Source organism: Pseudomonas sp. 57B-090624, assembly GCF_003234055.1.
GTDB lineage: Bacteria > Pseudomonadota > Gammaproteobacteria > Pseudomonadales > Pseudomonadaceae > Metapseudomonas > Metapseudomonas tohonis.
The window spans coordinates 35,441-56,232 of record NZ_QKRU01000049.1 but is presented as its reverse complement, the minus strand read 5'-3'; the positions used below and the strand labels follow the sequence as shown (position 1 = coordinate 56,232).

At 68.6% G+C, this 20,792-nt stretch carries 16 protein-coding genes; 7 read left to right on the top strand and 9 right to left on the bottom strand.

Annotated features, from left to right (window positions below):
- The 3 genes from tauD to DMX10_RS21815 all read left to right on the top strand — a co-directional run.
- A partial coding sequence (tauD, locus tag DMX10_RS21825) for a taurine dioxygenase (protein WP_111263038.1) occupies nt 1–814 on the top strand: 814 nt, incomplete at its 5' end.
- Between the two features lie 261 nt (nt 815–1,075).
- Nucleotides 1,076–3,121 carry an OPT family oligopeptide transporter gene (locus DMX10_RS21820; RefSeq protein WP_111263037.1) on the top strand — a complete coding sequence of 682 codons (2,046 nt, stop codon included), beginning with the start codon at nt 1,076–1,078 and terminating at the stop codon, nt 3,119–3,121.
- Between the two features lie 114 nt (nt 3,122–3,235).
- Nucleotides 3,236–3,640: a hypothetical protein gene (locus DMX10_RS21815; protein ID WP_111263036.1), complete on the top strand. Its 405-nt coding sequence runs from the start codon at nt 3,236–3,238 to the stop codon at nt 3,638–3,640.
- 128 nt (nt 3,641–3,768) lie between these two features.
- Here the strand turns inward: DMX10_RS21815 and DMX10_RS21810 are convergent, their stop codons facing one another.
- The 8 genes from DMX10_RS21810 to DMX10_RS21775 form a co-directional block, all read right to left on the bottom strand.
- A complete protein-coding gene (locus DMX10_RS21810; RefSeq protein ID WP_111263035.1) occupies nt 3,769–4,071 on the bottom strand; it encodes a gamma-butyrobetaine hydroxylase-like domain-containing protein in 303 nt (100 codons plus the stop codon).
- Nucleotides 4,071–5,036: a HEAT repeat domain-containing protein gene (locus DMX10_RS21805; protein ID WP_111263034.1), complete on the bottom strand. Its 966-nt coding sequence runs from the start codon at nt 5,034–5,036 to the stop codon at nt 4,071–4,073. The genes DMX10_RS21810 and DMX10_RS21805 overlap by 1 nt, the downstream gene beginning before the upstream one ends.
- Complete coding sequence (locus DMX10_RS21800; RefSeq protein WP_111263033.1) at nt 5,033–5,887, bottom strand: ABC transporter ATP-binding protein; 855 nt, start codon at nt 5,885–5,887, stop codon at nt 5,033–5,035. Before DMX10_RS21800 ends, DMX10_RS21805 begins: the two co-directional genes overlap by 4 nt.
- Entirely contained in the window at nt 5,887–6,666 is a 780-nt protein-coding gene (locus DMX10_RS21795; protein ID WP_111263032.1) for an ABC transporter permease, read from the bottom strand. The genes DMX10_RS21800 and DMX10_RS21795 overlap by 1 nt, the downstream gene beginning before the upstream one ends.
- A 102-nt stretch (nt 6,667–6,768) precedes the next feature.
- Nucleotides 6,769–8,178, bottom strand: a complete 1,410-nt coding sequence (locus tag DMX10_RS21790; RefSeq protein WP_111263031.1) for an ABC transporter substrate-binding protein — start codon at nt 8,176–8,178, stop codon at nt 6,769–6,771.
- Nucleotides 8,179–8,308: 130 nt separating this feature from the next.
- Nucleotides 8,309–8,554 (bottom strand): ferredoxin family protein, encoded by a 246-nt coding sequence (locus DMX10_RS21785; protein ID WP_111263030.1) that lies wholly within the window; start codon nt 8,552–8,554, stop codon nt 8,309–8,311.
- Nucleotides 8,555–8,654: 100 nt separating this feature from the next.
- Nucleotides 8,655–10,403: a fumarate reductase/succinate dehydrogenase flavoprotein subunit gene (locus DMX10_RS21780; protein WP_111263029.1), complete on the bottom strand. Its 1,749-nt coding sequence runs from the start codon at nt 10,401–10,403 to the stop codon at nt 8,655–8,657.
- Nucleotides 10,400–11,149, bottom strand: a complete 750-nt coding sequence (locus DMX10_RS21775) for a GntR family transcriptional regulator (RefSeq protein WP_111263028.1) — start codon at nt 11,147–11,149, stop codon at nt 10,400–10,402. Before DMX10_RS21775 ends, DMX10_RS21780 begins: the two co-directional genes overlap by 4 nt.
- A 229-nt stretch (nt 11,150–11,378) precedes the next feature.
- Here DMX10_RS21775 and DMX10_RS21770 point away from each other — a divergent pair, with 229 nt between their 5' ends.
- Nucleotides 11,379–13,799, top strand: coding sequence for a TonB-dependent receptor (locus tag DMX10_RS21770; protein ID WP_111263027.1), 2,421 nt, complete (start codon nt 11,379–11,381; stop codon nt 13,797–13,799).
- 256 nt (nt 13,800–14,055) lie between these two features.
- On the opposite strand, the gene DMX10_RS21765 is transcribed toward DMX10_RS21770, so the two are convergent.
- Nucleotides 14,056–15,009, bottom strand: a complete 954-nt coding sequence (locus DMX10_RS21765) for a LysR family transcriptional regulator (protein ID WP_111263026.1) — start codon at nt 15,007–15,009, stop codon at nt 14,056–14,058.
- A gap of 203 nt (nt 15,010–15,212) precedes the next feature.
- On the opposite strand from DMX10_RS21765, the gene DMX10_RS21760 reads away from it, so the two are divergent.
- The 3 genes from DMX10_RS21760 to DMX10_RS21750 all read left to right on the top strand — a co-directional run bounded on the left by DMX10_RS21760 (nt 15,213) and on the right by DMX10_RS21750 (nt 20,736).
- The gene (locus DMX10_RS21760; protein WP_111263039.1) at nt 15,213–17,573 is read left to right on the top strand and encodes a TonB-dependent receptor; all 2,361 of its coding nucleotides are present in this window, start codon (nt 15,213–15,215) and stop codon (nt 17,571–17,573) included.
- 43 nt (nt 17,574–17,616) lie between these two features.
- Nucleotides 17,617–18,951, top strand: coding sequence for an arylsulfotransferase family protein (locus tag DMX10_RS21755; protein WP_111263025.1), 1,335 nt, complete (start codon nt 17,617–17,619; stop codon nt 18,949–18,951).
- A gap of 69 nt (nt 18,952–19,020) precedes the next feature.
- Entirely contained in the window at nt 19,021–20,736 is a 1,716-nt protein-coding gene (locus DMX10_RS21750; protein ID WP_111263024.1) for an aryl-sulfate sulfotransferase, read from the top strand.
- Nucleotides 20,737–20,792: the final 56 nt, after the last annotated feature.

The following is a 20,792-nucleotide window of genomic DNA, read 5'->3' as shown; positions in this document are numbered from 1 at the left end:
CCTCAGCCCCGCCCTTGGCGCCCTCGTCGTCGGCGTCGACCTGCGCGAGCCGCTGAGTGCCGAACACCGCGATGGCATCGAGGCCGCCCTGCTCAAGCACCAGGTGCTGTTCTTCCGCGCCCAGCCCCTGGAGCCCACCCAGCAGGCACGCTTCGCCGCCCAGTTCGGCGACCTGCACATCCACCCGATCTACCCCAACATCCCCGAGCAGCCGGAAGTGCTGGTGCTCGACACCGCCGTCACCGACGTGCGCGACAACGCCCTCTGGCACACCGACGTGACCTTCATGGAAACCCCGGCCCTGGGCGCCGTGCTCAGCGCCAAGCTGCTGCCACCGGTGGGGGGCGACACCCTCTGGGCCAGCAGCAGCGCCGCCTTCGAGGCGCTCTCGGCGCCGCTGCAGCGGATGCTCGAAGGCCTCACCGCCACCCACGACCTGGCCCGTTCCTTTCCCGAGGAGCGCTTCAGCCTGACGGCGGAGGAACGCGAGAAACTGGAAGCGGCCAAGCGCAAGCACCCGCCGGTCAGCCACCCGGTGGTGCGCACCCACCCGGTCACCGGGCGCAAGGGGCTGTTCGTCAGCGAAGGCTTCACCACCCGCATCAACGAGCTGTCGGCGGCGGAAAGCGACGCCCTGCTGCGCTTCCTCTTCGCCCACGCCACCCGCCCGGAGTTCACCCTGCGCTGGCGCTGGCAGGAGAACGACGTGGCCTTCTGGGACAACCGCATCACCCAGCACTTCGCCGTCGACGACTACCGCCCCGCCCGCCGCGTGATGCACCGCGCCACCATCCTCGGCGACAAGCCGTTCTAAGGGGCTCCCGCCCACCGTCTGTGGGAGCGAATTCATTCGCGAAGCAGCCTACAAGGCTGCCCTTGGCAACACCGGGGAGCGCTTCGCGCTCCTTTCGCGAATGAATTCGCTCCCACGAGTCGCCCCTACAAGGCGTCAGCGCGAACACCATGGCCGATCCCTGCACGTTCACGTCCGTTCCCTGCAACCAAAGGCCGCACCCGCTGGTCTAGGCTTCCCCCTGCCGGCAGAATGCGCGCCGGCATAGCCCTGGAGAGCCCCATGACGGACCGCATCCCCGACCACCTCGACCTGCCCGAACTGACCCTGCGCGGGCTGGTCCTCGGCGCGCTGATCACCCTGGTGTTCACCGCCTCCAACGTCTACCTCGGCCTCAAGGTCGGGCTGACCTTCGCCTCGTCGATCCCCGCCGCCGTGATCTCCATGGCGGTGCTGCGCTACTTCAAGGGCTCGAACATCCTCGAGAACAACATGGTGCAGACCCAGGCCTCGGCGGCCGGCACCCTGAGCTCGATCATCTTCATCCTTCCCGGCCTGCTGATGATCGGCTACTGGGCCGGCTTCCCCTTCTGGCAGACGGCGGCCATCTGCGCCATCGGCGGCATCCTCGGCGTGCTCTACACCATCCCCCTGCGCCGGGTGATGGTGGTGCAGAGCGAGTTGCCCTACCCCGAAGGCGTGGCGGCGGCGGAGATCCTGCGTGTCGGCAGCGGCGATGACGAGGGCGCCGACGGCAAGCCCGCCGCCCGCGACAGGAACGAGCCCGGCCTGCGCGACATCCTCGGCGGCGGCCTGGTGGCCGCGGCCTTCAGCCTGTGCAGCAGCGGCTTCAAGGTGCTCGGCGAAGGCATCAGCGTCTGGGCCACGGCCGGGCAGACCGCCTTCCGCTTCACCACCGGGTTCTCCTTCGCCCTGGTCGGCGCCGGCTACCTGATGGGCATCACCGCCGGCATCGCCATCCTCATCGGCGTGCTCATCTGCTGGGGGGTCGCGGTGCCGCTGCTCACCATCAACGCCACGCCCGCCGCCGGCCAGGCCATCAGCGACCTGGCCACCCAGCTGTGGAGCTCCCAGGTGCGCTTCCTCGGCGCCGGCACCATCGGCATCGCCGCGCTCTGGACCCTGGCCACCCTGTTCAAGCCCATGGCCCAGGGCGTGTGGACCTCGCTGCAGGCCGTGCGCGGCAAGGCCGAGGCCAGCACCGCGCGCACCGAGCGCGACCTCTCGGCGCGGGCCATCCTGTCGCTGGCCGGCATCCTGCTGCTGGCGCTGTTCGCCGTGTTCGGCTTCTTCCTCCACGAGGCGGCACCGGAGCTCACCGGCCCGGGCTTCTGGGGCATGGTCGCCGGCTGCGTGCTGTTCGCCTTCTTCTTCGGCTTCCTGATCGCCGCCGCCTGCGGCTACATGGCCGGCCTGGTGGGCTCCTCCAGCAGCCCGATCTCCGGCATCGGCATCATCGCGGTGATCCTCGTCTCGCTGCTGATCCTCGGCATGGGCAGCCTGGAGACCGGCCTGCTGCAACTGGCCGGCGGCAAGGTGGCCATCGCCCTGGCGCTGTTCACCACCGCCGTGGTGCTGGCGATTGCGGCCATCTCCAACGACAACCTGCAGGACCTCAAGACCGGCTACCTGGTCGGCGCCACGCCCTGGCGCCAGCAGGTCGCGCTGATCGTCGGCTGCCTGGCGGGCGCCCTGGTGATCCCGCCGGTGCTCGACCTGCTCTACAACGCCTATGGCTTCGCCGGCGCCCTGCCCCGTGAGGGCATGGACCCGCAACAGGCCCTGGCCGCGCCCCAGGCCACCCTGCTCACGGCCATCGCCAGCGGCATTTTCAAGAACGCGTTGAACTGGAACATGATCCTCATCGGCGTGGTGCTCGGCGTCGCGCTGATCCTCATCGACATCATCCTGCGGCGTACCAGCAAGGCCAGCCTGCCGGTGCTCGCGGTGGGCCTGGGCATCTACTTGCCGCCCACCATCGGCATGACCCTGGTGGTCGGCGCCGTGCTCAGCCGGGTGATCGAGGGCCGCCTGCAGGCCCGCGCCCAGGCCGCCGGGGAAGACCCGGAGCGCTACGCCGAAGTGCCGCGCCGCCGTGGCGTACTGCTCGCCTCGGGCCTGATCGTCGGCGAGAGCCTGATGGGCATCCTGCTCGCCGGGCTGATCGGCGGGACCGGCCAGGACGCCCCGCTGGCCCTGGTCGAGGCAGGCTTCTCGGGCACCGCACAGTGGCTCGGCCTGCTGGTCTTCGCCCTGGTGTGCGTAGGCTTCTGCCGTCATGTACTGGGGTCGCAACGCAGTTCCTGAAACGCGTGTGAACCCCTTGGCAAACCTGTTCGTTCCCCCCTTTTTCGGGGGGAACTGTCGCTATGCTGGCTGCCTAACTGGAGTGAGAGCCAACATAGACAGGGCCCGTCAGCCATGAGTGCAGCCATCTACATAGTTCCTGAAAAGCCCCTCGCGGGCATCGATGACTTCGTCAACGGCAAGGCCGTGGCCAGCGTGGACGAGGTCGAACTCGACGAGCTGTGCAAACGGCTCAAGGTGAAGTCCCTCTGGGCCTTCGTCAGCCAGGACCCGGGCGACTTCGCCGATCTGCTCGAAGAAGGCGACATGCCGGACCTCGGCGACAGCCTGCCCGACGAGCAGTGGTTCAACGCCGAGGACGGCCTCAAGACCGTACGCGCCCTGCAGGGCCACCTGGTCACCGAGCCGCGCGCGCTGTCCAACTCCACCGACTTCCTCGAAGACCTCCAGGAATACGAGTGGGTGCTCAACGCCCTCGCCGAGCAGGAAATCCGCTGGCACTTCGAAGTGGATTTCTAAGCTCCGCCTCGCCCGCATGAACCGCTTTCGTAGGATGGGTCGGGCGGCGTTCCGCGAGGTACGAAACCCATCAATGCGGAGTCTCCGGCAACAGCATGGGTTTCGCTTCGCTCTACCCATCCTACGAGCTAGGAGCCCGGGACCGTCGGCGCCTCGGCCAACCCCCGCAGGTAGTCCCAGGGATAGATCCCGCGCTCGTGCCCATCGCTGAATACCAGCTGCACGCCGTAGCCCTGCGGGTGGATGGCGGTGAGACGCACCGCCTCGTCCACCAGCGGTATGGCGCCACGGATGCGCGCCGCCTTGCACTGCGAGCAGGGGCAGGCGCCGCGCAGGCGGGCGTGGCTGATGGCCTGGCGCTCGCCATCGCGCCATTCCAGGGTCAGGCGCCCTTCGCTGCGGGCATTGCGCAGGCCGGCGGGGGCGTCCATCAGGCCGCCCCTTGCAGTTGCACCAGGGCGATGCGCACCGCCTTGCGCACTTCCGGATCACCATCGGCTTCTGCCGCGCGCAGGGCCGGCACGGCCCACGCATCACCCAGCTCGCCCAGGGCCAGCGCGGCTTCCTTGCGCAGGTTGGCGATGCCGTGCACCAGCAGCCCGGCGAGCCCCGGTGCGGCCGGGCGATGACGCAGGCGGCCGAGGGCACGGGCGGCGCGCAGGCGCACCTGCCAGTAACTGTCGTCCAGGGCAGCGAGCAGGGCCGGGCCGGCCTCGTCCAGGCCCACCTTGCCGAGGGTGGTGGCGGCCTCTTCGCGCACCTGCCAGGCCTCGTCGGCCAGGGCCGCGCGCAGGGCCGGCAGCACGCTGGCGTCGCTGGCCAGGCCCAGGGCGCCGGTGGCGGCGCGGCGCACGTCGGTGTCCGGATCATCGCTGGCCAGGCGCGCCAGGGCCGGCAGCGCATCGCTGCGCTTGAGCCAGCCGAGGATGCCCACCGCCTCGCGGCGCACGCCGGCATCACCGTCCTCCAGGGCCTGCAGGGCCGGCGTGACGGCGGCGTCCAGGCGCAGCTCGCGCAGGGCGCGCAAGGCACTGGTGCGGACGAAGGCGTCGGCATGGCGCACCCAGGGCAGGATCAGCTCGCCCGCATCCAGGCTCTTCAGCTCGCTCAGGCTCTGCGCGGCGGCCAGGCGCACCGGCTCGGCGGGGTCCGCCAGGGCGGCGCAGAGGGCCTGTACCACATCGGGCTCTTCCCAGGCCTCCAGCAGGCGCGCAGCCTCGGCGCGCACCTCGGCGGCCGCGTCGGCCACCAGGGCGTCGGTGAGCCAGGGCAGGCCTTCGGGGTCCTCCAGGTCGGCCAGTTCGATCAGGGCGATGCGGCGCACGCCGGCGTCCTCATCGGCGAGGCGCGGCAGCAGGTCGAGAATCTCGGGGTTGTCGGTTTCGCGGTGGGTCATAGGGCGACTCGCAAGGGCGGGTGGTCGGTGGGCAGGCCGAGCGGGGTGAGGCGCGGCAGTTCGCGGCCTTCCTCGTGGCGCAGCAGTTCCAGGCAGTGGCGCTTGAGGTGGGTGAAGCCGGGGCTGGTCAGCAGGCTGGCGCGGCGCGGCCGTGGGAAATCGAGGCGCAGGTCCTCGATGAAGCGGCCGGGGCGCGGGCTCATCACCAGGATGCGGTCGGCGAGGAACAGCGCTTCGTCGATGTCGTGGGTGACGAACACCACGGTGGTGCGGATGCGCGTCCAGATATCCAGCAGCAGCTCCTGCATGCGCGAGCGGGTCTGCGCGTCGAGGGCGCCGAAGGGCTCGTCCATCAGCAGCAGGCGCGGACGGTTGATCAGCACCCGGGCGATCTCGGCGCGCTGCTGCATGCCGCCGGAGAGCTGCGCGGGCCAGCGCCCGGCGAAATCGGCAAGGCCCACCAGGCGCAGGAACTCGGCGGCCTGGCGACGGCGCTCGTGCTTGCCGATGCCCTTCATCTTCAGGCCGAAGGCGACGTTGTCGAGCACGCTGCGCCAGGGCAGCAAGGTGTGGTGCTGGAACACCATGCCGCGCTCCGGCGAGGGCCCGTCGACGGCGCGCCCGTCCACTTTCAGGGCGCCGGTGCGCGGCCGCAGGTGGCCGGCCAGGGCGCCGAGCAGGGTGGACTTGCCGCAACCCGAGGGGCCGAGGATGCAGACGAACTCGCCGGGGGCGATGGAGAAGTCCACCGCCTGCACGGCGTCGAAGGCCTGGGCGCCCTCGCCGAGGCGGATGGACAGCTGCCGGCCCTCGATGCGGCCGGGTTCGACGGCCTGCTCGAATGCGCTCATCAGGCGTTCCTCCGCGTGCGGTACCAGGGCGTGGCGAGGCCGCCGAGGCGCTTCACCAGGCCGCTGCTGCCCATGCCCAGCAGGCCGATCAGCAGCATGCCGACGACGATGTCCGGGTAGTTCTGCAGGGTGTAGGACTCCCAGGTGTAGTAGCCGATGCCGAACTGCCCGGAAATCATCTCGGCGGTGACCAGGCAGAACCACGAGGTGCCCATGCCGATGGCCAGGCCGGTGACGATGCTCGGCGCGGCGCCGGGCAGGATCACCTCACGCAGGATGGCCAGCCGCCCGGCACCCAGGCTGCGCGCCGAGGCCACCAGGCGCGGGTCGACGCCTTCGACGCCGTGCACGGTGTTGAGCAGGATGGGGAACAGCGCGCCGGTGAAGGTGATGAACACCATCGACAGCTCCGAGGACGGGAACATCAGGATGGCCAGGGGAATCCAGGCCACCGCCGGGATCGGCCGCAGCACTTCCAGGGGCGGCAGCAGGCTGTACTCGGCCCAGCGCGAACGGCCGATGGCCAGGCCCAGCAGCACGCCGACGATGGCGGCGGCCAGGTAGCCGGCGAACACCCGCGCCAGGCTGCTGGAAAGGTGCGCCAGCAGCTTGCTGGAATGCACCAGCTGCCAGGCGGCCTCCAGCACCGCGCCCGGCGTGGGCACGTAGCTGAAGGTGATCAGCCCCAGGTCGAGCCGCGCCGTGGCCGCCAGCTGCCAGCACAGCAGGCAGGCGGCCAGGGAGGCGAGGCGCAGGGGCCAGCGAAAGAGGGATGTCATGGGCTTCTCCTGCAGGTTGGCGCCAAGCGGAGCGCGGCCCAACAGGGCCCCGCTCGGCATGGGTGCGTTGGGCTTCGCTGCGCTCAGCACCGGCCTGCGTATTCAGCGGCTGGCCAGGGCCTGCTTCTGGTTGGCGCTGGTGAAGTCCAGCGCGGTGCCGCCATTGGCCTGGGCGTAGCGCTCGGCCTGGTCCTTGAGCAGGAAGGCGGACAGCTCGCCCTTGTCGTTGCGCACGAACCAGGCCTGGTTGGCCAGCAGCTTGATGCCGCTGTCGGTGGCCTGGGCGTAGATGGCGCGGATGTCCTTGCCCTCCTGCTCCAGCTGCGCCAGGGCGGCCAGGGCCGCTTCCGGGGAGGCGTAGTGGCGCACCTTGTCTTCGCCGCGCACCCAAATCTGCGCCAGGCGCCTGAAGTCGGTGATCGGCTTGCCGGTGGCGGCGTCATTGGCCACCAGCGGCAGCGGGGCGTAGTTCTTCAGCGCCTTGTCGTAGTCCTGCCCGGCGTCCTTGAAGGCCGCACGGATGAAGCGGTCATCGATGAAGGTGCCGGTGTCCAGGCCGCGGTCGGTCTTCTTCAGCAGCTTGAGGGTGTCGATGGAGGTGGCCACCGCCTGGCGGTATTCCGGCTTCCAGGTGAGGTCGCGGGTCTGCAGGCCGAGGGGGCCGTGGAACAGGTAGTTCACCTCGGCCTCGATGCCGGCGACCTTCTCGATCAGCTCGCTGTACTTCTCCGGCTCGGCGGCCAGCAGGCGGTCGGCCTCCAGGCTGGCGCGCAGGTAGGCGGTGACCACTTCCGGGTACTTCTCGGCGTAGGCGGCGTCCACCAGCGCGCCGTGGAAGGTCGGCGCCCCGGCCTGGGAGCCGTCGTAGATCTTCCGCGCGAAGCCGCGGTTGGGGAACAGCTCGGCGAAGGGCACGAAGTCGGCGTGGGCCTCGATGCGGTTGCTGCGCAGGGAGGAGCCGGCGATCTCCGGCGGCTGGGCGATGATGCGCACGTCCTTCTCCGGGTCCCAGCCCTGGGCGGCGATGGCGCGCAGCAGCATGCCGTGGGCGGTGGAGGCGAAGGGCACGGAGATGGTCTTGCCCTTGAGCTCGGCGATGGACTGCACGCTGGATGAGGCCGGCACCACGATGCCGTTGCCGCTGCCCCGGGTGCTGCCCGAGAGCACGCTGATGAACAGGCTGCGCTTGCCGGCGTCGAGGTGGGCGACGCCGTTGAAGGAGCCGGGGAAGTCGGCCATGGCGCCGAAATCCAGCTTGCCGGCGACCATCTCGTTGGTCAGCGGCGCGCCGCTGGTGAAGTTCTTCCACTCCACCTCGTAGTGGGCGTCCTGGTACTTGCCGTCATGGGGCAGGTACTTCTCCAAGAGGCCCAGCTCGCGGATCAGCAGGCCGCCGGTGGCGCAGTTGATGGTGGTGTCCTGGGTGCCGATGGCGATGCGGATGGTCTCGGCGGAGGCGGACGCGGTGGTAACGGCCAGCGCGAGGCCGGCGATGGTTGCACGTAGGCTCATGGTTCCCCTCGAATCATTGGTCGGGTTGTCGTCTCCGCCACATCGTCGGTGGTGGGAAACGAGGGGGCTTGCAGGCAAGGCGTCCGGCGGCGGGCCGGATGGCGGGTGTCGTTCTTGTGGGTAAAGCGGATCAGCGCAGCAGGTAGGGGATCTCCACCTTCACCGCGCCGGTCGGGCAATCCTTCTCGCAGGGCATGCAGTACCAGCACTCGTCGAAGGCCATATAGGCCTTCTGGGTCGCCGGGTTGATGGCCAGCAGGTCCATCGGGCAGACCTCGACGCACACGGTGCAGCCCTTGTGGGCGATGCACTTGTCTTCGTCGACCGTCACCGGCGCGCTGCTGCGGAAGAAGATGTCCTGGGGTTGAAAGGCCATGTCACGGGTCCTTGGAGCCTTGGGCTCTCTGTTCTGTAGGGTGGGCTTCAGCCCACCGTGGAAGCCCTGCGTAGCGCCATTTGGTGGGCTGAAGCCCACCCTACGGTTGAATGAAAAGCGCGGATTGGGCGGCTTCGGTCTTCACCCGCAGGCGGTCGTAGGCACTCTGTTCTTCCGCATCCAGGGCGATCAGGTAGGGCTCCACCGGCTTCTTGAAGCTGGTCATGGCGCCGTCATCGCCCTTCTTCAGGTGGCAATGGCAGAACCACTCGGCGTCGTTGCGCTCGGGGTGGTCGACGCGGTGGTGGTAGAGGCCCCAGCGGCTTTCCTCGCGGAACAGCGAGGCGCGGGCGGCCATCTCGGCGCAATCGCGGATCACGCTGACTTCCATGGCACGCATCAGCTCGTGGGGGTTGTTGGCCTTCATCTGCCCGAGGTCGCGCTCGATCTCGGCGAAGCGGGTCAGGCCGATCTCCATCTTCCTGGTCACCTTGGGCGGCTGCAGGTAGTCGTTGACCATGCGCCGCAGCTTGTACTCGACCTGGGCCGGCGGCAGGCCATGCTCGCGGTGCAGCGGCGCGTAGACCCGCTCGCGCTCGCGCTCCACCTGGGCCGGGTCGACGGCGGCGAAGTCACGCCCGGCCACGTAGTCGGCGGCGTTGACGCCGGCGAACCAGCCGTAGGTGAAGGCGCCGAGCATGTAGTTGTGCGGCACGGCGGCCATGTCGCCAGCCGCGTAGAGGCCCTTCACCGAGGTCTCGGCCTTCTCGTTGACCCACACGCCCGAGGCGGAGTGGCCGGAGCAGAAGCCGATCTCGGAGATGTGCATCTCCACCATCTGCTGGCGGTAGTCGGTGCCCCGGCCGGCGTGGAACTGGCCACGGCTGGGGCGCTCGTTGCTGTGGAGGATCTCCTCGATGGTCTGGATGGTTTCCTCGGCCAGGTGGTCCAGCTTGAGGAACACCGGGCCGTTGCCGCCTTCGAGCTCCTGGTGGAACTCCCACATCATCTGCCCGCTCCAGTAGTCGCACTCGATGAAGCGCTCGCCCTTGTTGTTGGCGGTGTAGCCGCCCAGGGGGCCGGTGACATAGGCACAGGCGGGGCCGTTGTAGTCCTTGATCAGCGGGTTGATCTGGAAGCACTCCAGGTTCGCCAGCTCCGCCCCGGCGTGGTAGGCCATGGCGTAGCCGTCGCCGGCGTTGGTGGGGTTCTCGTAGGTGCCCATCAGGTAGCCCGAGGACGGCAAACCCAGGCGCCCGGCGGCACCGCAGGCGAGGATCACCGCCTTGGCGCGGATCACCTGGAAATCGCCGCTGCGGCAGTCGAAGCCGAGCACGCCGCAGGCGGCGCCGTCCTCGTCGAGCAGCACGCGGGTGGTGACCAGGCGGTTGGTGATGTTCACCCGCGCACGCTTGAGCTGGCGGTAGAGCACCTTCTTGATGTCGTGGCCCTCGGGCATCGGCAGCACGTAGGCACCCATGTGGTGGACCTTCTTCACCGCGTAGTCGCCGGTCTCGTCCTTCTCGAACTTCACTCCCCAGCGGTCCAGTTGCTCGATGGTCGCGAAGCTGTGGGTGGCATAGGCGTAGACGGCGGCCTGGTTGACGATGCCGTCGTTGGCCACGGTGATTTCCTTGGTGTACTGCTCGGGCGTCGCGTGGCCGGGGATGATGGCGTTGTTCAGCCCGTCCATGCCCATGCTGATGGCGCCGCTGCGCTTGACGTTGGCCTTGTCCACCAGCAGCACGCGCAGCTCGCGGTTCTTCTCCTTGGCCTTGATCGCGGCCATGGGGCCGGCGGTGCCGCCGCCGATGACGACGATGTCGTACTCCTGCTCCAGGGTGTTCATGCCTGTGCTCCCTTCTGGCGGTCGATGCGCAGGCGGTACTGGAAGGCATCGCCGCGGTAGTAGAGGTGCTCGAAGTCCAGCGGCGCGCCGTCGGCGGTGTGGGTCAGGCGCTCGATGCGCATGATCGGCGAGCCCTCCTCCACCTCCAGGGCCTGGGTCAGGTCGCTGTCGGCGAGCACGGCGTCGATGGCGAGGTCGGCGTGGCCCAGGGGGATGCCGCAGTCGTTCTCGAGGATGAGGAAGATGTCGCGGGTGACCAGGTCGGCCTTCTCCAGCTTCTCGCCCACCGCCAGGGGCAGCCAGGTGAGTTCCAGGGACACCGGCTCGCGGTTGATCAGGCGCACGCGCTTGATCTCGATCACCGGGCTGCCCTCCTCCACCTGCAGCCGCTCGGCCACCAGCGCGCTGGCCGGCACCTGCTTGAAGCTGCGCAGGCGGTTGAGCACCTCGTAGCCCATCTGCGTCATGGACTCGGCCAGGCCCTGCAGGGTGGAGACGTTCTGGAACGCCTTGGGCTTGGCGACGAAGGTGCCCTTGCCGTGGATCTTGAAGATCAGCCCTTCCTTCTGCAGGTCGCCCAGCGCCTGGCGCACGGTGATGCGGCTGACATCGAAGGCCTTGCCCAGCTCCGCCTCCGAAGGCATGCGGCTGTGGGGGGGATAGGTGCCATCGAGGATGCGCCCGCGCAGCAGCTCCTTGAGCTGGCTGTAGAGGGGCACCGGGGAAAGGGGAAGCAGTTCGGCCATGTCGTCGCTCGCTCGTGATCCTTACTTGTTATAACAAGTTATGGCGCGAGGATAGCGAGCATAACGAGAGCGGTGGAAATACCGATATCGAATAAGGTTAGAAGCCGGACCGCACCGTTTTGAAAATATTTTTCATTTCCAGGTGAGGTATCTGCCCACCACGTCCGTGTAGGAGGTGGAATGCGATTTATTCGCAAAGAAATCCATCAGCCAGGGGCAGGTCACACCCATGAAGTACAGGACATCGCGGTTGCAGGGTGGCGCATTCAGGCGCCTCGGTCTGGTTTCGGCGCTGCTCGCCCTCGGCCCTGCCGGCGTGCTGCCGCAGGCCATGGCCGCCGGTGCCGAAGCCCCCGCCACTGCGCTGGCCAGCGTGCACGAGTTCGCCATCGCCGCGCAGCCGCTGCCCCAGGCCCTGGCCGCCTTCACCCGGGTCACCGCCCTGGCGCTGGTCTACACCGAGGACGCCGCCTACCAGGTCCAGGCCCCGGCGGTGAACGGTCGCATGAGTGCCGAGCAGGCCCTGGCACGTCTGCTGGCGGGCAGCGGGCTGAGTTATGCACAGGTCAACGCCGGCACCCTGACCCTGGTGCCCCGCAGCGAGGACGGCGCGCTGAACCTCGACGCGGTGAACATCAACTCCCGCCAGCTGGCCGCCGGCAGCTACCAGCCACCGCCCAGCACGCGCCTGATGCGCTCGGAAACTCCGCTGCTGGACATCCCCCAGGCGGTGGCCGTGGTCCCGGCCCAGGCGCTGGTGGACCAGCAGCCACAGAACCTCGACGACGCCCTGGCCAACGTCAGCGGTATCACCCAGGCCAACACCCTCGGCAGCACCCTGGATGCGGTGATGAAGCGCGGCTTCGGCGACAACCGCGACGGCTCGATCCTGCGTGACGGCATGCGCACCATCCAGGGCCGCAACCTCACCGCCAGCGCCGAGCGGGTGGAAGTGCTCAAGGGCCCGTCCTCGATGCTCTACGGCATCCTCGACCCGGGCGGCGTGATCAACGTCATCAGCAAGAAGCCGCAGCTGCAGGCCTACCGCGCCATCACCGGCCGCGCCTCCACCTACGGCGACGGCAAGGACGGCAGCGGCGGCACCCTCGACGTCACCGGCCCCCTGGGGGATTCCGGCCTGGCCTACCGGGTGATCGCCGACTACGACGACGCCGACTACTGGCGCAACTTCGGCCACAGCCGCGACAAGACCTTCGCTCCCTCCTTCGCCTGGTACGGCGAAGACACCACGGTGAACCTCAGCTTCGAGCACCGCGAATACTCGGTGCCCTTCGACCGCGGCACCATCTTCCTCAACGGCAAGCCCCTGTCGGTGCCGGCCACCCGCCGCCTGGACGAGCCCTACAACGTCACCGAGGGCCGCTCGGACCTGATGATCCTCGACCTCGAACACCAGCTGAACGAGGCCTGGAAAGCCCACTTCGCCTACAGCTACAACCGCGACACCTACGACGACTACCAGGCGCGGGTGCAGAGCCAGAACGCCAACGGCACGCTGCGGCGCCGCCTGGACGGCACCCGGGGCGCGGTCAGCACCGAGCACTTCGCCACCTTCGACCTGGACGGCCAGGTGCAGCTGGGCGGCATGCAGCACGACCTGCTGATGGGCGTGGACCACGAGTACCGCAAGTTCTTCCGCGAGGACCTGATCCGCCAGAACACCAGCCTCGGCTTCAACCCCTGGAACCCGGTCTATGGCCAGGTACCGGTGCCCACCACGGTGGCCGCCAGCGACAGCGACCAGACCGACCGCGTGGTCAGCCAGTCCGCCTTCTTCCAGGACTCGGTGCACCTCAACGAGCAGTGGATCTTCATCGCCGGGGCGCGCTACCAGCTCTACGACCAGCTCGCCGGTCGCGGCCGTCCGTTCACCAAGAACACCGATATCGACGGTCAGCTCTGGGTGCCCCGGGTCGGCCTGGTCTACAAGATGACCGACGAGCTGTCCCTCTACGGCGGCTACACCGAGTCCTTTAAACCGAACTCCACCATTGCGCCGCTGAGCGGGACCGGATCGGTGAACGCGATGGCTCCGGAGGAGGGCAAGAGCTGGGAGATCGGCGCCAAGCTGGATATGCCGGGCCGCATCACCGGCACCCTGGCGCTGTTCGATATCGTCAAGGAGAACGTCGCCGTGACCGAACTCGATGGCTCCAACCGAGCAGTGGGTGAAGTCCGCTCACGTGGCATTGAGCTGGATGTCACCGGCCAGGTCACCGACAACCTCAGCCTGATCGGCACCTTTGCGTGGCTGGATGCGGAGCTGACCAAGGACCCGCTCTACAAGGGCAACGAACTGCAGAACGTTGCCAAGCGCAGTGGCTCGCTCTCGGCGGTCTATGACTTCGGCCAGGTGTTCGAGGGTGATCGTTTGCGTGCAGGCTTTGGTGGTCGCTACATCGGCTCCCGTGAGGGCGATGTCGCCAACAGCTTCAACCTGCCTCACTACGCGGTAGCCGACGCCTTCGCCGCCTACGAAACGCCCTTGGGCAACGACAAGCGTCTCAAGCTGCAGCTCAACCTGAAGAACCTCTTCGACAAGACCTACTACAGCTCCTCGGTGAACCAGTGGAACGTCTCCATCGGCGACCCGCGCCTGGTGCAGCTCTCCAGCACCCTGGAGTTCTGAGCCCCGCAGGTAGAGCCAGGCGTAGGGTGGACGTCGCTCTTCACGTCCACCAGCGGAGCCCCGGTCGGCGCCTGAGTACCGATCCACTCCGCATGGTGGACCGGTGAAGCGGGGTCCACCCTACGTCCGGTATTGCTCCATGCTCTGTGCATCGGCGTCGATCCCTTCGCGAATCAATGCGCTCCCACGGAAAAGCCGGTGCCGAGGGTGGACGTCGCCTTTCACGTCCACCAGGCGGCTTCGGGGGCAATAGCGATCAGACGCCGAAACGATCGGTCTCCAGGCCCGCGAGCCCGGTCGGCGTGGCCTCGTCCGCCTCGGTGATGTGGCGGACCATGGCCTGGGCCAGGGGCGAGAGGCTGTAGCCGACGCGGCTGACCACGCCGTAGCGGGTGTAGCACTCCTCCAGGTCGGCCGGCAGGTCCACCGGCTGCAACGCCACCAGGGCGCCCTCGCCGAGGAAGGGCGCGAGGTTGCCCTGGCCGGCGATGCCGATGGCGTCGGAGTTGAGCACCACGTTGAGCAGCGCGTAGCCGTGTTCGCATTCGACGTTGGGGGTGAAGTCCTGGCGGCCGCTGTAGTCCACCAGCACCTTGCGGATGTTCGGGGGGCGGAAGGTGGTGGCCAGCGGGTAGGTGAAGATGTCCGCCGTGCGCACCGCCTCCCGCTGCGCCAGCGGGTGGCCGGCGCGGCAGCAGAAATGCCACTTCTGCGGCTTGAGCTTGTGCACCCGGTAGTCCGGGTCCGCCTCGAAGCGGCGGGTGTCGGCGACGAAGAACTCGATCTCCTCGCTGACCAGCCGCCGGTTCAGGTCCTGCCAGGCGTCCACCTGGAATTGCACCCGCACCTGCGGGAATTCGCCGATGAAGCTTCCCACCGCGCGGGGGATCAGCTGCGCCGCCGGCGCCGGGCCGCTGCCGAAGCGCACCGTCCCCGACTGCAGGCCGTTGAACTGGGCGATCTCGTTGGCCAGGTTGTGCGCGCCGTGCACCAGGCGCCGCGCATGCTCCAGCACCAGCAGGCCCTGCCGGGTGGGGTGCAGCTCCTTGCTCGCGCGGTCCACCAGGCGGCAGCCGGCGCTGTGCTCCAGGGCCTGGATGCTGCGGCTGAAGGCCGACTGGGAAAGGTTCACCGCCGCCGCTGCGGCGACGAAGCTGCGGTGTTCGGCGAGGGCCACGAAGTGGCGGAGCTGGCGCAGGTCGATATGCATTTTCTACATGAAAAGATTCGGTGGATTGCAATTGCCGCAGGCGGCCCCGCTCCTTATAAAGGCAATCTCTTATTCCTCAAAAAACGAAATAAAACTATTAATATGCAATTGATGAATAAGTGATTCGCCACCGCGATTCGGTTCCGCCATACGGAAGTGCTCGCTCGGCTGACCCCCACAGGAGCATGTGCATGAATCGCGTCATCCCGCGCCGCCTCGCCATCGCGAGCGGCCCTTCACCGTCCTTCAAACCGCTGGCGCTCGCCGTGCTGCTGGCCGCCGCCGGCCTGGCCCAGGCCGAAACCGCCGAAAACGACGCCCCCGCGGCGACCGGCGCGCAGACGCCCGCCGCCAGCGAGGAAAAGCGCCTCGGCACCGTCACCGTCAATGCCCGCCGCCGCGAGGAAAGCGCCCAGAGCGTGCCCACGCCCATCAGCGTGCTCGGCGCCGAGACCCTGGAGACCCAGCGCATCTACCGCGTGCAGGACCTGCAGCAACTGGTGCCCAGCACCAACGTCGCCTACGTCCACGCCCGCCAGTCGAGCATCTCCATCCGTGGCCTGGGCAACAACCCCGCCAGCGACGGCCTGGAAGGCAGCGTCGGCGTCTACCTCGACAACGTCTACCTGGGCCGCCCGGGGATGGCGGTGTTCGACCTGCTGGACGTGGAGCAGCTGGAGGTCCTGCGCGGGCCCCAGGGCACCCTGTTCGGCAAGAACACCACCGCCGGCGTGCTCAACATCACCTCGCGCAAACCCACCTTCACCACCGAGCGCAGCCTCCAGAGCTCGGTGGGCGAGGACGGCTACTGGCAGACCCAGGGCAGCGTCTCCGGCGGCCTCACCGAGACCCTCGCCGGGCGCCTGTCGGCCTACCGCACCGAAGACGACGGCTACGTGAAGAACCTCTACAACGGCGACGACCTCAACGGCGGCAAGCGCCAGGGCTTCCGTGGCCAGTTGCTGTTCGAGCCGAGCGAAACCTTCAACCTGCGCTGGATCGGCGAATACAACGAGGAGGATTCCAACAACGGCATCCTCAGCCTGTACAGCACCGGCCCCACCATCAACGGGGTCAACCGCTACGAGCAGCGCGCCGCCGCAGCCGGCGCCACCCTCGTCTCGGGCAAGGACCGCAAGGTCAACTTCGACTCCGACCAGCAGGTGACGGTGTTCCAGGGCGGCACCTCGGTGGAGGCCAACTGGACCCTGCCCAACGACTTCACCCTCACCTCCATCAGCGCCTACCGCTGGTGGGACTTCACCCCGCGCAACGACGACGGCCTCAACGTCTCGGCGGCGATCAACGCCGGCGTCTCGGTGCGCGACAAGCAGTACTCCCAGGAAATCCGCCTGGCCTCGCCCAAGGGCGACGCCTTCGACTACGTGCTGGGCGCCTACTACTTCAAGCAGGACCTGGATAACCACGCCTTCACCTACTACGGGCCCCAGGCCGACATCTGGAACGGCACGCCCGCCGGCGCCCTGGCCAATGTCACCACCCAGGGCGACGGCCACATCGACACCGACAGCTACGCGCTGTTCGCCCAGGCCACCTGGCACCTCACCGAGCGCCTGGACTTCACCGCCGGCATCCGTGGCACCTACGAGGAGAAGGACGCCTGGGTCGAGCGCTTCGCCCCCACCGGCGGCGCGGCGGTCAGCGGCGCGGCGGCCACCGCGCGCCGGGGCCGGGTCGGGGCCTACGACTCGGGCGACCTCAGCCAGCACAGCTTCAGCCCCTCCGGCCTGCTCGCCCTGAGCTACCAGATCAACCCCGACATGCTCGGCTACGCCTCGCTGTCCCACGGCGAGAAATCCGGCGGCATCAACCTCACCGTGGCCAGCGCCCCCACTGCCGGCGCCGACTCCCTGCTGGTGGGCACCGAGCGCGCCAACAACGCCGAGATCGGCTTCAAGAGCACGCTGCTGGACCGCACCCTGCTGCTCAACGCCAACCTGTTCTGGACCGAGGTCCACGGCTACCAGGCCAACGCCTACGACGAAGGCACGCGCACCTCCTACCTGACCAACGCCGGCTCGGTGCGCTCGCGCGGCCTGGAAGTGGAGACCACCTGGCAACCGGTGCGCGGCCTGACGCTCAACGCCAACGGCTCGTGGAACGACGTGCGCTACCTCGCCTACAAGGACGCGCCCTGCGCGCCGGAAGTGGGCTTCGCACCGGGCGCACCGGCCTCCTGCGACCTCTCCGGGCACCAGGTGGTGGGCGCTTCCAAGTACATCGCCAACCTCAACGGCGAGTACCGCTGGCAGCTGCAGGACCGCATCGAGCCCTACGTCACCGCCAGCTACGCCTTCCGCTCGAAAGCCGTCGGCACCATCGACGACTCCGAGTACGGCCAGATCCCCAGCTACGCGGTGGTCAACCTCTCCGGCGGCGTGCGCCTGGACCAGGGCGACAGCGTGCTCGACCTCTCCCTGTGGCTGAAGAACGCCGGTGACAAGACCTACTTCACCAGCCTGTGGAACTCCGCCAATGGCGGCTATGCCGGTGTCCTCGGCACGCCACGGACCCTCGGCGCCACCGCCCGCTACGACTTCTGAGTCAGCGGGGCTACGCGAGCCCCTTACCCACAAGGAAAGAACCATGAAATTCAACGCACTCGGCCTCGCCGCCGCCCTGGTCGCCGGCCAGGCCGCCGCGGCCCCCAGCGTCTACCCCACCGGGGTGACGATCTACGACCCGGCGCGGGCCTGGAACGGCTACGTGATCTTCAGCGCGCCGGACAAGCAGACCCGCCTCATCGACATGAACGGCAACGAGGTGCGGCGCTGGGAAAACGCCGGCTTCCCCGCCGCGCTGATCGACCCGGCGCTCAACGGCGGCAAGCGCGGCCATCTGTTCGTGCAGCTCGAAGAGGTCAAGGAGCCGAGCACGCTGGCCTCCGCCGGCAACGGCCTGCGCAACAAGGTGGTGGGCGAGCTGGACTGGGACGGCCAGGTGGTCTGGCAATGGGGCGACAAGGCCCCGGGCGGCGCCGCCCAGCAGCACCATGACCAGCGCCGGCTGGCCAACGGCAACACCCTGGTGTTGGCCAACCGGCTGCACCCGGTGAAGGGCTTCGAGGTGCCCCAGGTGATCGACGACGTGATCTACGAGGTCACTCCCGCCGGCAAGGTGGCCTGGAGCTGGACCGCCTCCGAGCACCTGGAGGAGTTCGGCTTCACCGCCGAGCAGCTCAAGCTGGTGCGCGCCAGCAAGAACCCCGACGTGCTGCACATCAACAACCTCGGCCCGGTGGGCCCGAACAAATGGTTCGACGGCGGCGACAAGCGCTTCCACCCGGACAACCTGCTGCTCGACTCCCGCGAGGCCAACTTCATCGCCATCATCGACCGCCAGACCGGCAAGGTGGCCTGGCGCCTGGGGCCCAACCTGCCCAGGCTCAACCCCTACGCGCCGGCCCAGGTGCCGCGCCCGGTGGACCAGTTCTCCGGCCAGCACGATGCCCACATCATCCCCGCCGGCCTGCCCGGCGCCGGCAACCTGCTGGTGTTCGACAACCAGGGCGAGGCCGGCTACCCGCGCGTGCCGCTGAGCCTGCTGGGCGGCTCGCGGGTGCTGGAGATCGACCCGGTGAAGGGCGAGATCGTCTGGCAGTACAGCGCCGCCGACAGCGGCCAGCCGGGCTGGGCCTTCTTCAGCGCCTTCATCAGCAGCGCGCGGCGCCTGCCCAACGGCAACACCCTGATCGACGAAGGCAAGTTCGGCCGGGTGTTCCAGGTCACCGCCCAGGGCGAGATCGTCTGGGAATACGTCAGCCCCTACTTCGGCAAGGCGCCCCTGGGCAACGCCCGCAGCAACTGGCTCTACCGCGCGCTGCCGGTGCCCTACGACTGGGTCCCGGAAGGCACCCCGCGCTCCGAGCAGGCGGTCACCCCGCCGGCCCTGGAGCAGTTCCGCGTCTCCACCAATCCCTGATCACCCCCGCCCTGTGGGAGCGAATCCGCTCGCGACCCGCTCCCCGGGGCTTCTAGAAGGACACAGGCCATGAACGCCAAGACCGAAACCCCCGAACTGCCCGAAGGCGCCTGCATCACCGCCCGCGTACCCACCCCCGACACCCGCCTGCTGGGCGACGTGGTGGTCAACCCCTACCAGCTGGCGCCGCTGACCGCCGTGATCCGCGATGGCGGGCGCGCCATCAGCGCCGCCCATGTCCGCGTGCTGGGCCGTGGCGAACGCGGCGTGACCCTGGCCTACGAGGTCTCCGACAGCGCGCTCTGGACCCACGGCGGCATCCCGGTGTTCGGCCTCTACCCCGACCACGTCAACCAGGTGGAGGTGACCTACAAGCTCGATGGCGAGCGCATCGTCGAGCGTTACCAGGTGTATGCCCCGGCGGTGCGCCTGCCGGTGGTGGCCAGCCAGACCGCCGCGCTGCCGGAGGTGGAGCCGGTGAAGGTCGCGCCCGGCTTCGAGCAGCGCCTGTACCTGTTCAACCACCTGCTGGGCGAGATCCCCGGCGGCCGTGCCTTCAAGTGGAACGCCCTGGGCGGCGCCGCCGAATGGGACCAGGTGGGCAACAACTGGATCGCCGACAGCAATGGCGACGTGCGCTGGTACCTGGACATCGAACGCATCCACGACTCCAACCGCCGCGACGGCCTGGGCGGCACCATGGGCTTCCAGCAGACCCGCGACGGCAAGCTGATCTGGGGCCAGGGCCAGACCTACTCCAAGTACGACCTGCTGGGCCGGCGCATCTGGCAACGCAACCTGCCGGACAAGTTCGCCGACTTCTCCCACGAGATCCGCGAGACGCCCCACGGCACCTACCTGCTGCGGGTCGGCACCAGCGACTACCGCCGCCCCGACGGCAAGCGCGTGCGCTCCATCCGCGACCACATCATCGAAGTCAGCGAGGCCGGCGACGTGCTGGAGTTCTGGGACCTCAACCAGATCCTCGACCCCTATCGCGGCGAGTTGCTGGAGACCCTCGGCAAGGCCGCCCTCCAGTTGCCCGCCGGCGTGGAGAAACAGGACGACACCGCCGCCAACGAACTGCTCGAAGGCGACCTGCCCTTCGGCGACACCCCCGGCGTCGGCACCGGGCGCAACTGGGCCCACGTCAACGCCATCGACTACGACCCCAGCGACGACAGCCTCATCATCTCGGCCCGCCACCAGGGCGTGGTGAAGATCGGCCGCGACAAGCAGGTGAAGTGGATCCTCGCCTCGCCCAAGGGCTGGCCCGAGCGCCTGCGCGCCAAGGTGCTGACCCCGGTGGACGCCCAGGGCCAGGCGCTGGCGGAGCAGGACGGCGTCTACGCCGAGGGCTTCGACTGGTCCTGGACCCAGCACACCGCCTGGCTCAGCGGGCGCGGCACGCTGACCGTGTTCGACAACGGCTGGGGCCGAAACTTCGCCCCCACCAAGCTCGCCGGCAACTACAGCCGCGCGGTGGAGTACCGCATCGACGAAGCCCGGGGCACCGTCGAGCAGGTGTGGGAATACGGCAAGGAGCGCGGGGATGCGTGGTACAGCCCCATCACCTCGGTGGTGGAATACCGCGCCGACCGCGACACCCAGTTCATCTACTCCGCCTCGGTGGGCTACCTGACCCCGGAGAAGCTCACCACCAGCGTGCTCAACGAAGTGAAGTACGGCACCCAGGAGGTGCAGGTGGAGCTCAAGGTCCACAGCCGCCAGCCCGGCAGCGTCGGCTACCGCGCCCTGGTGATCGACCTGGAAAGGGCATTCTGACTGCCGGCCCAACACGGCGATCTCGAAGGCCTGCGTAGGGTGGACGTCGCTTTTCA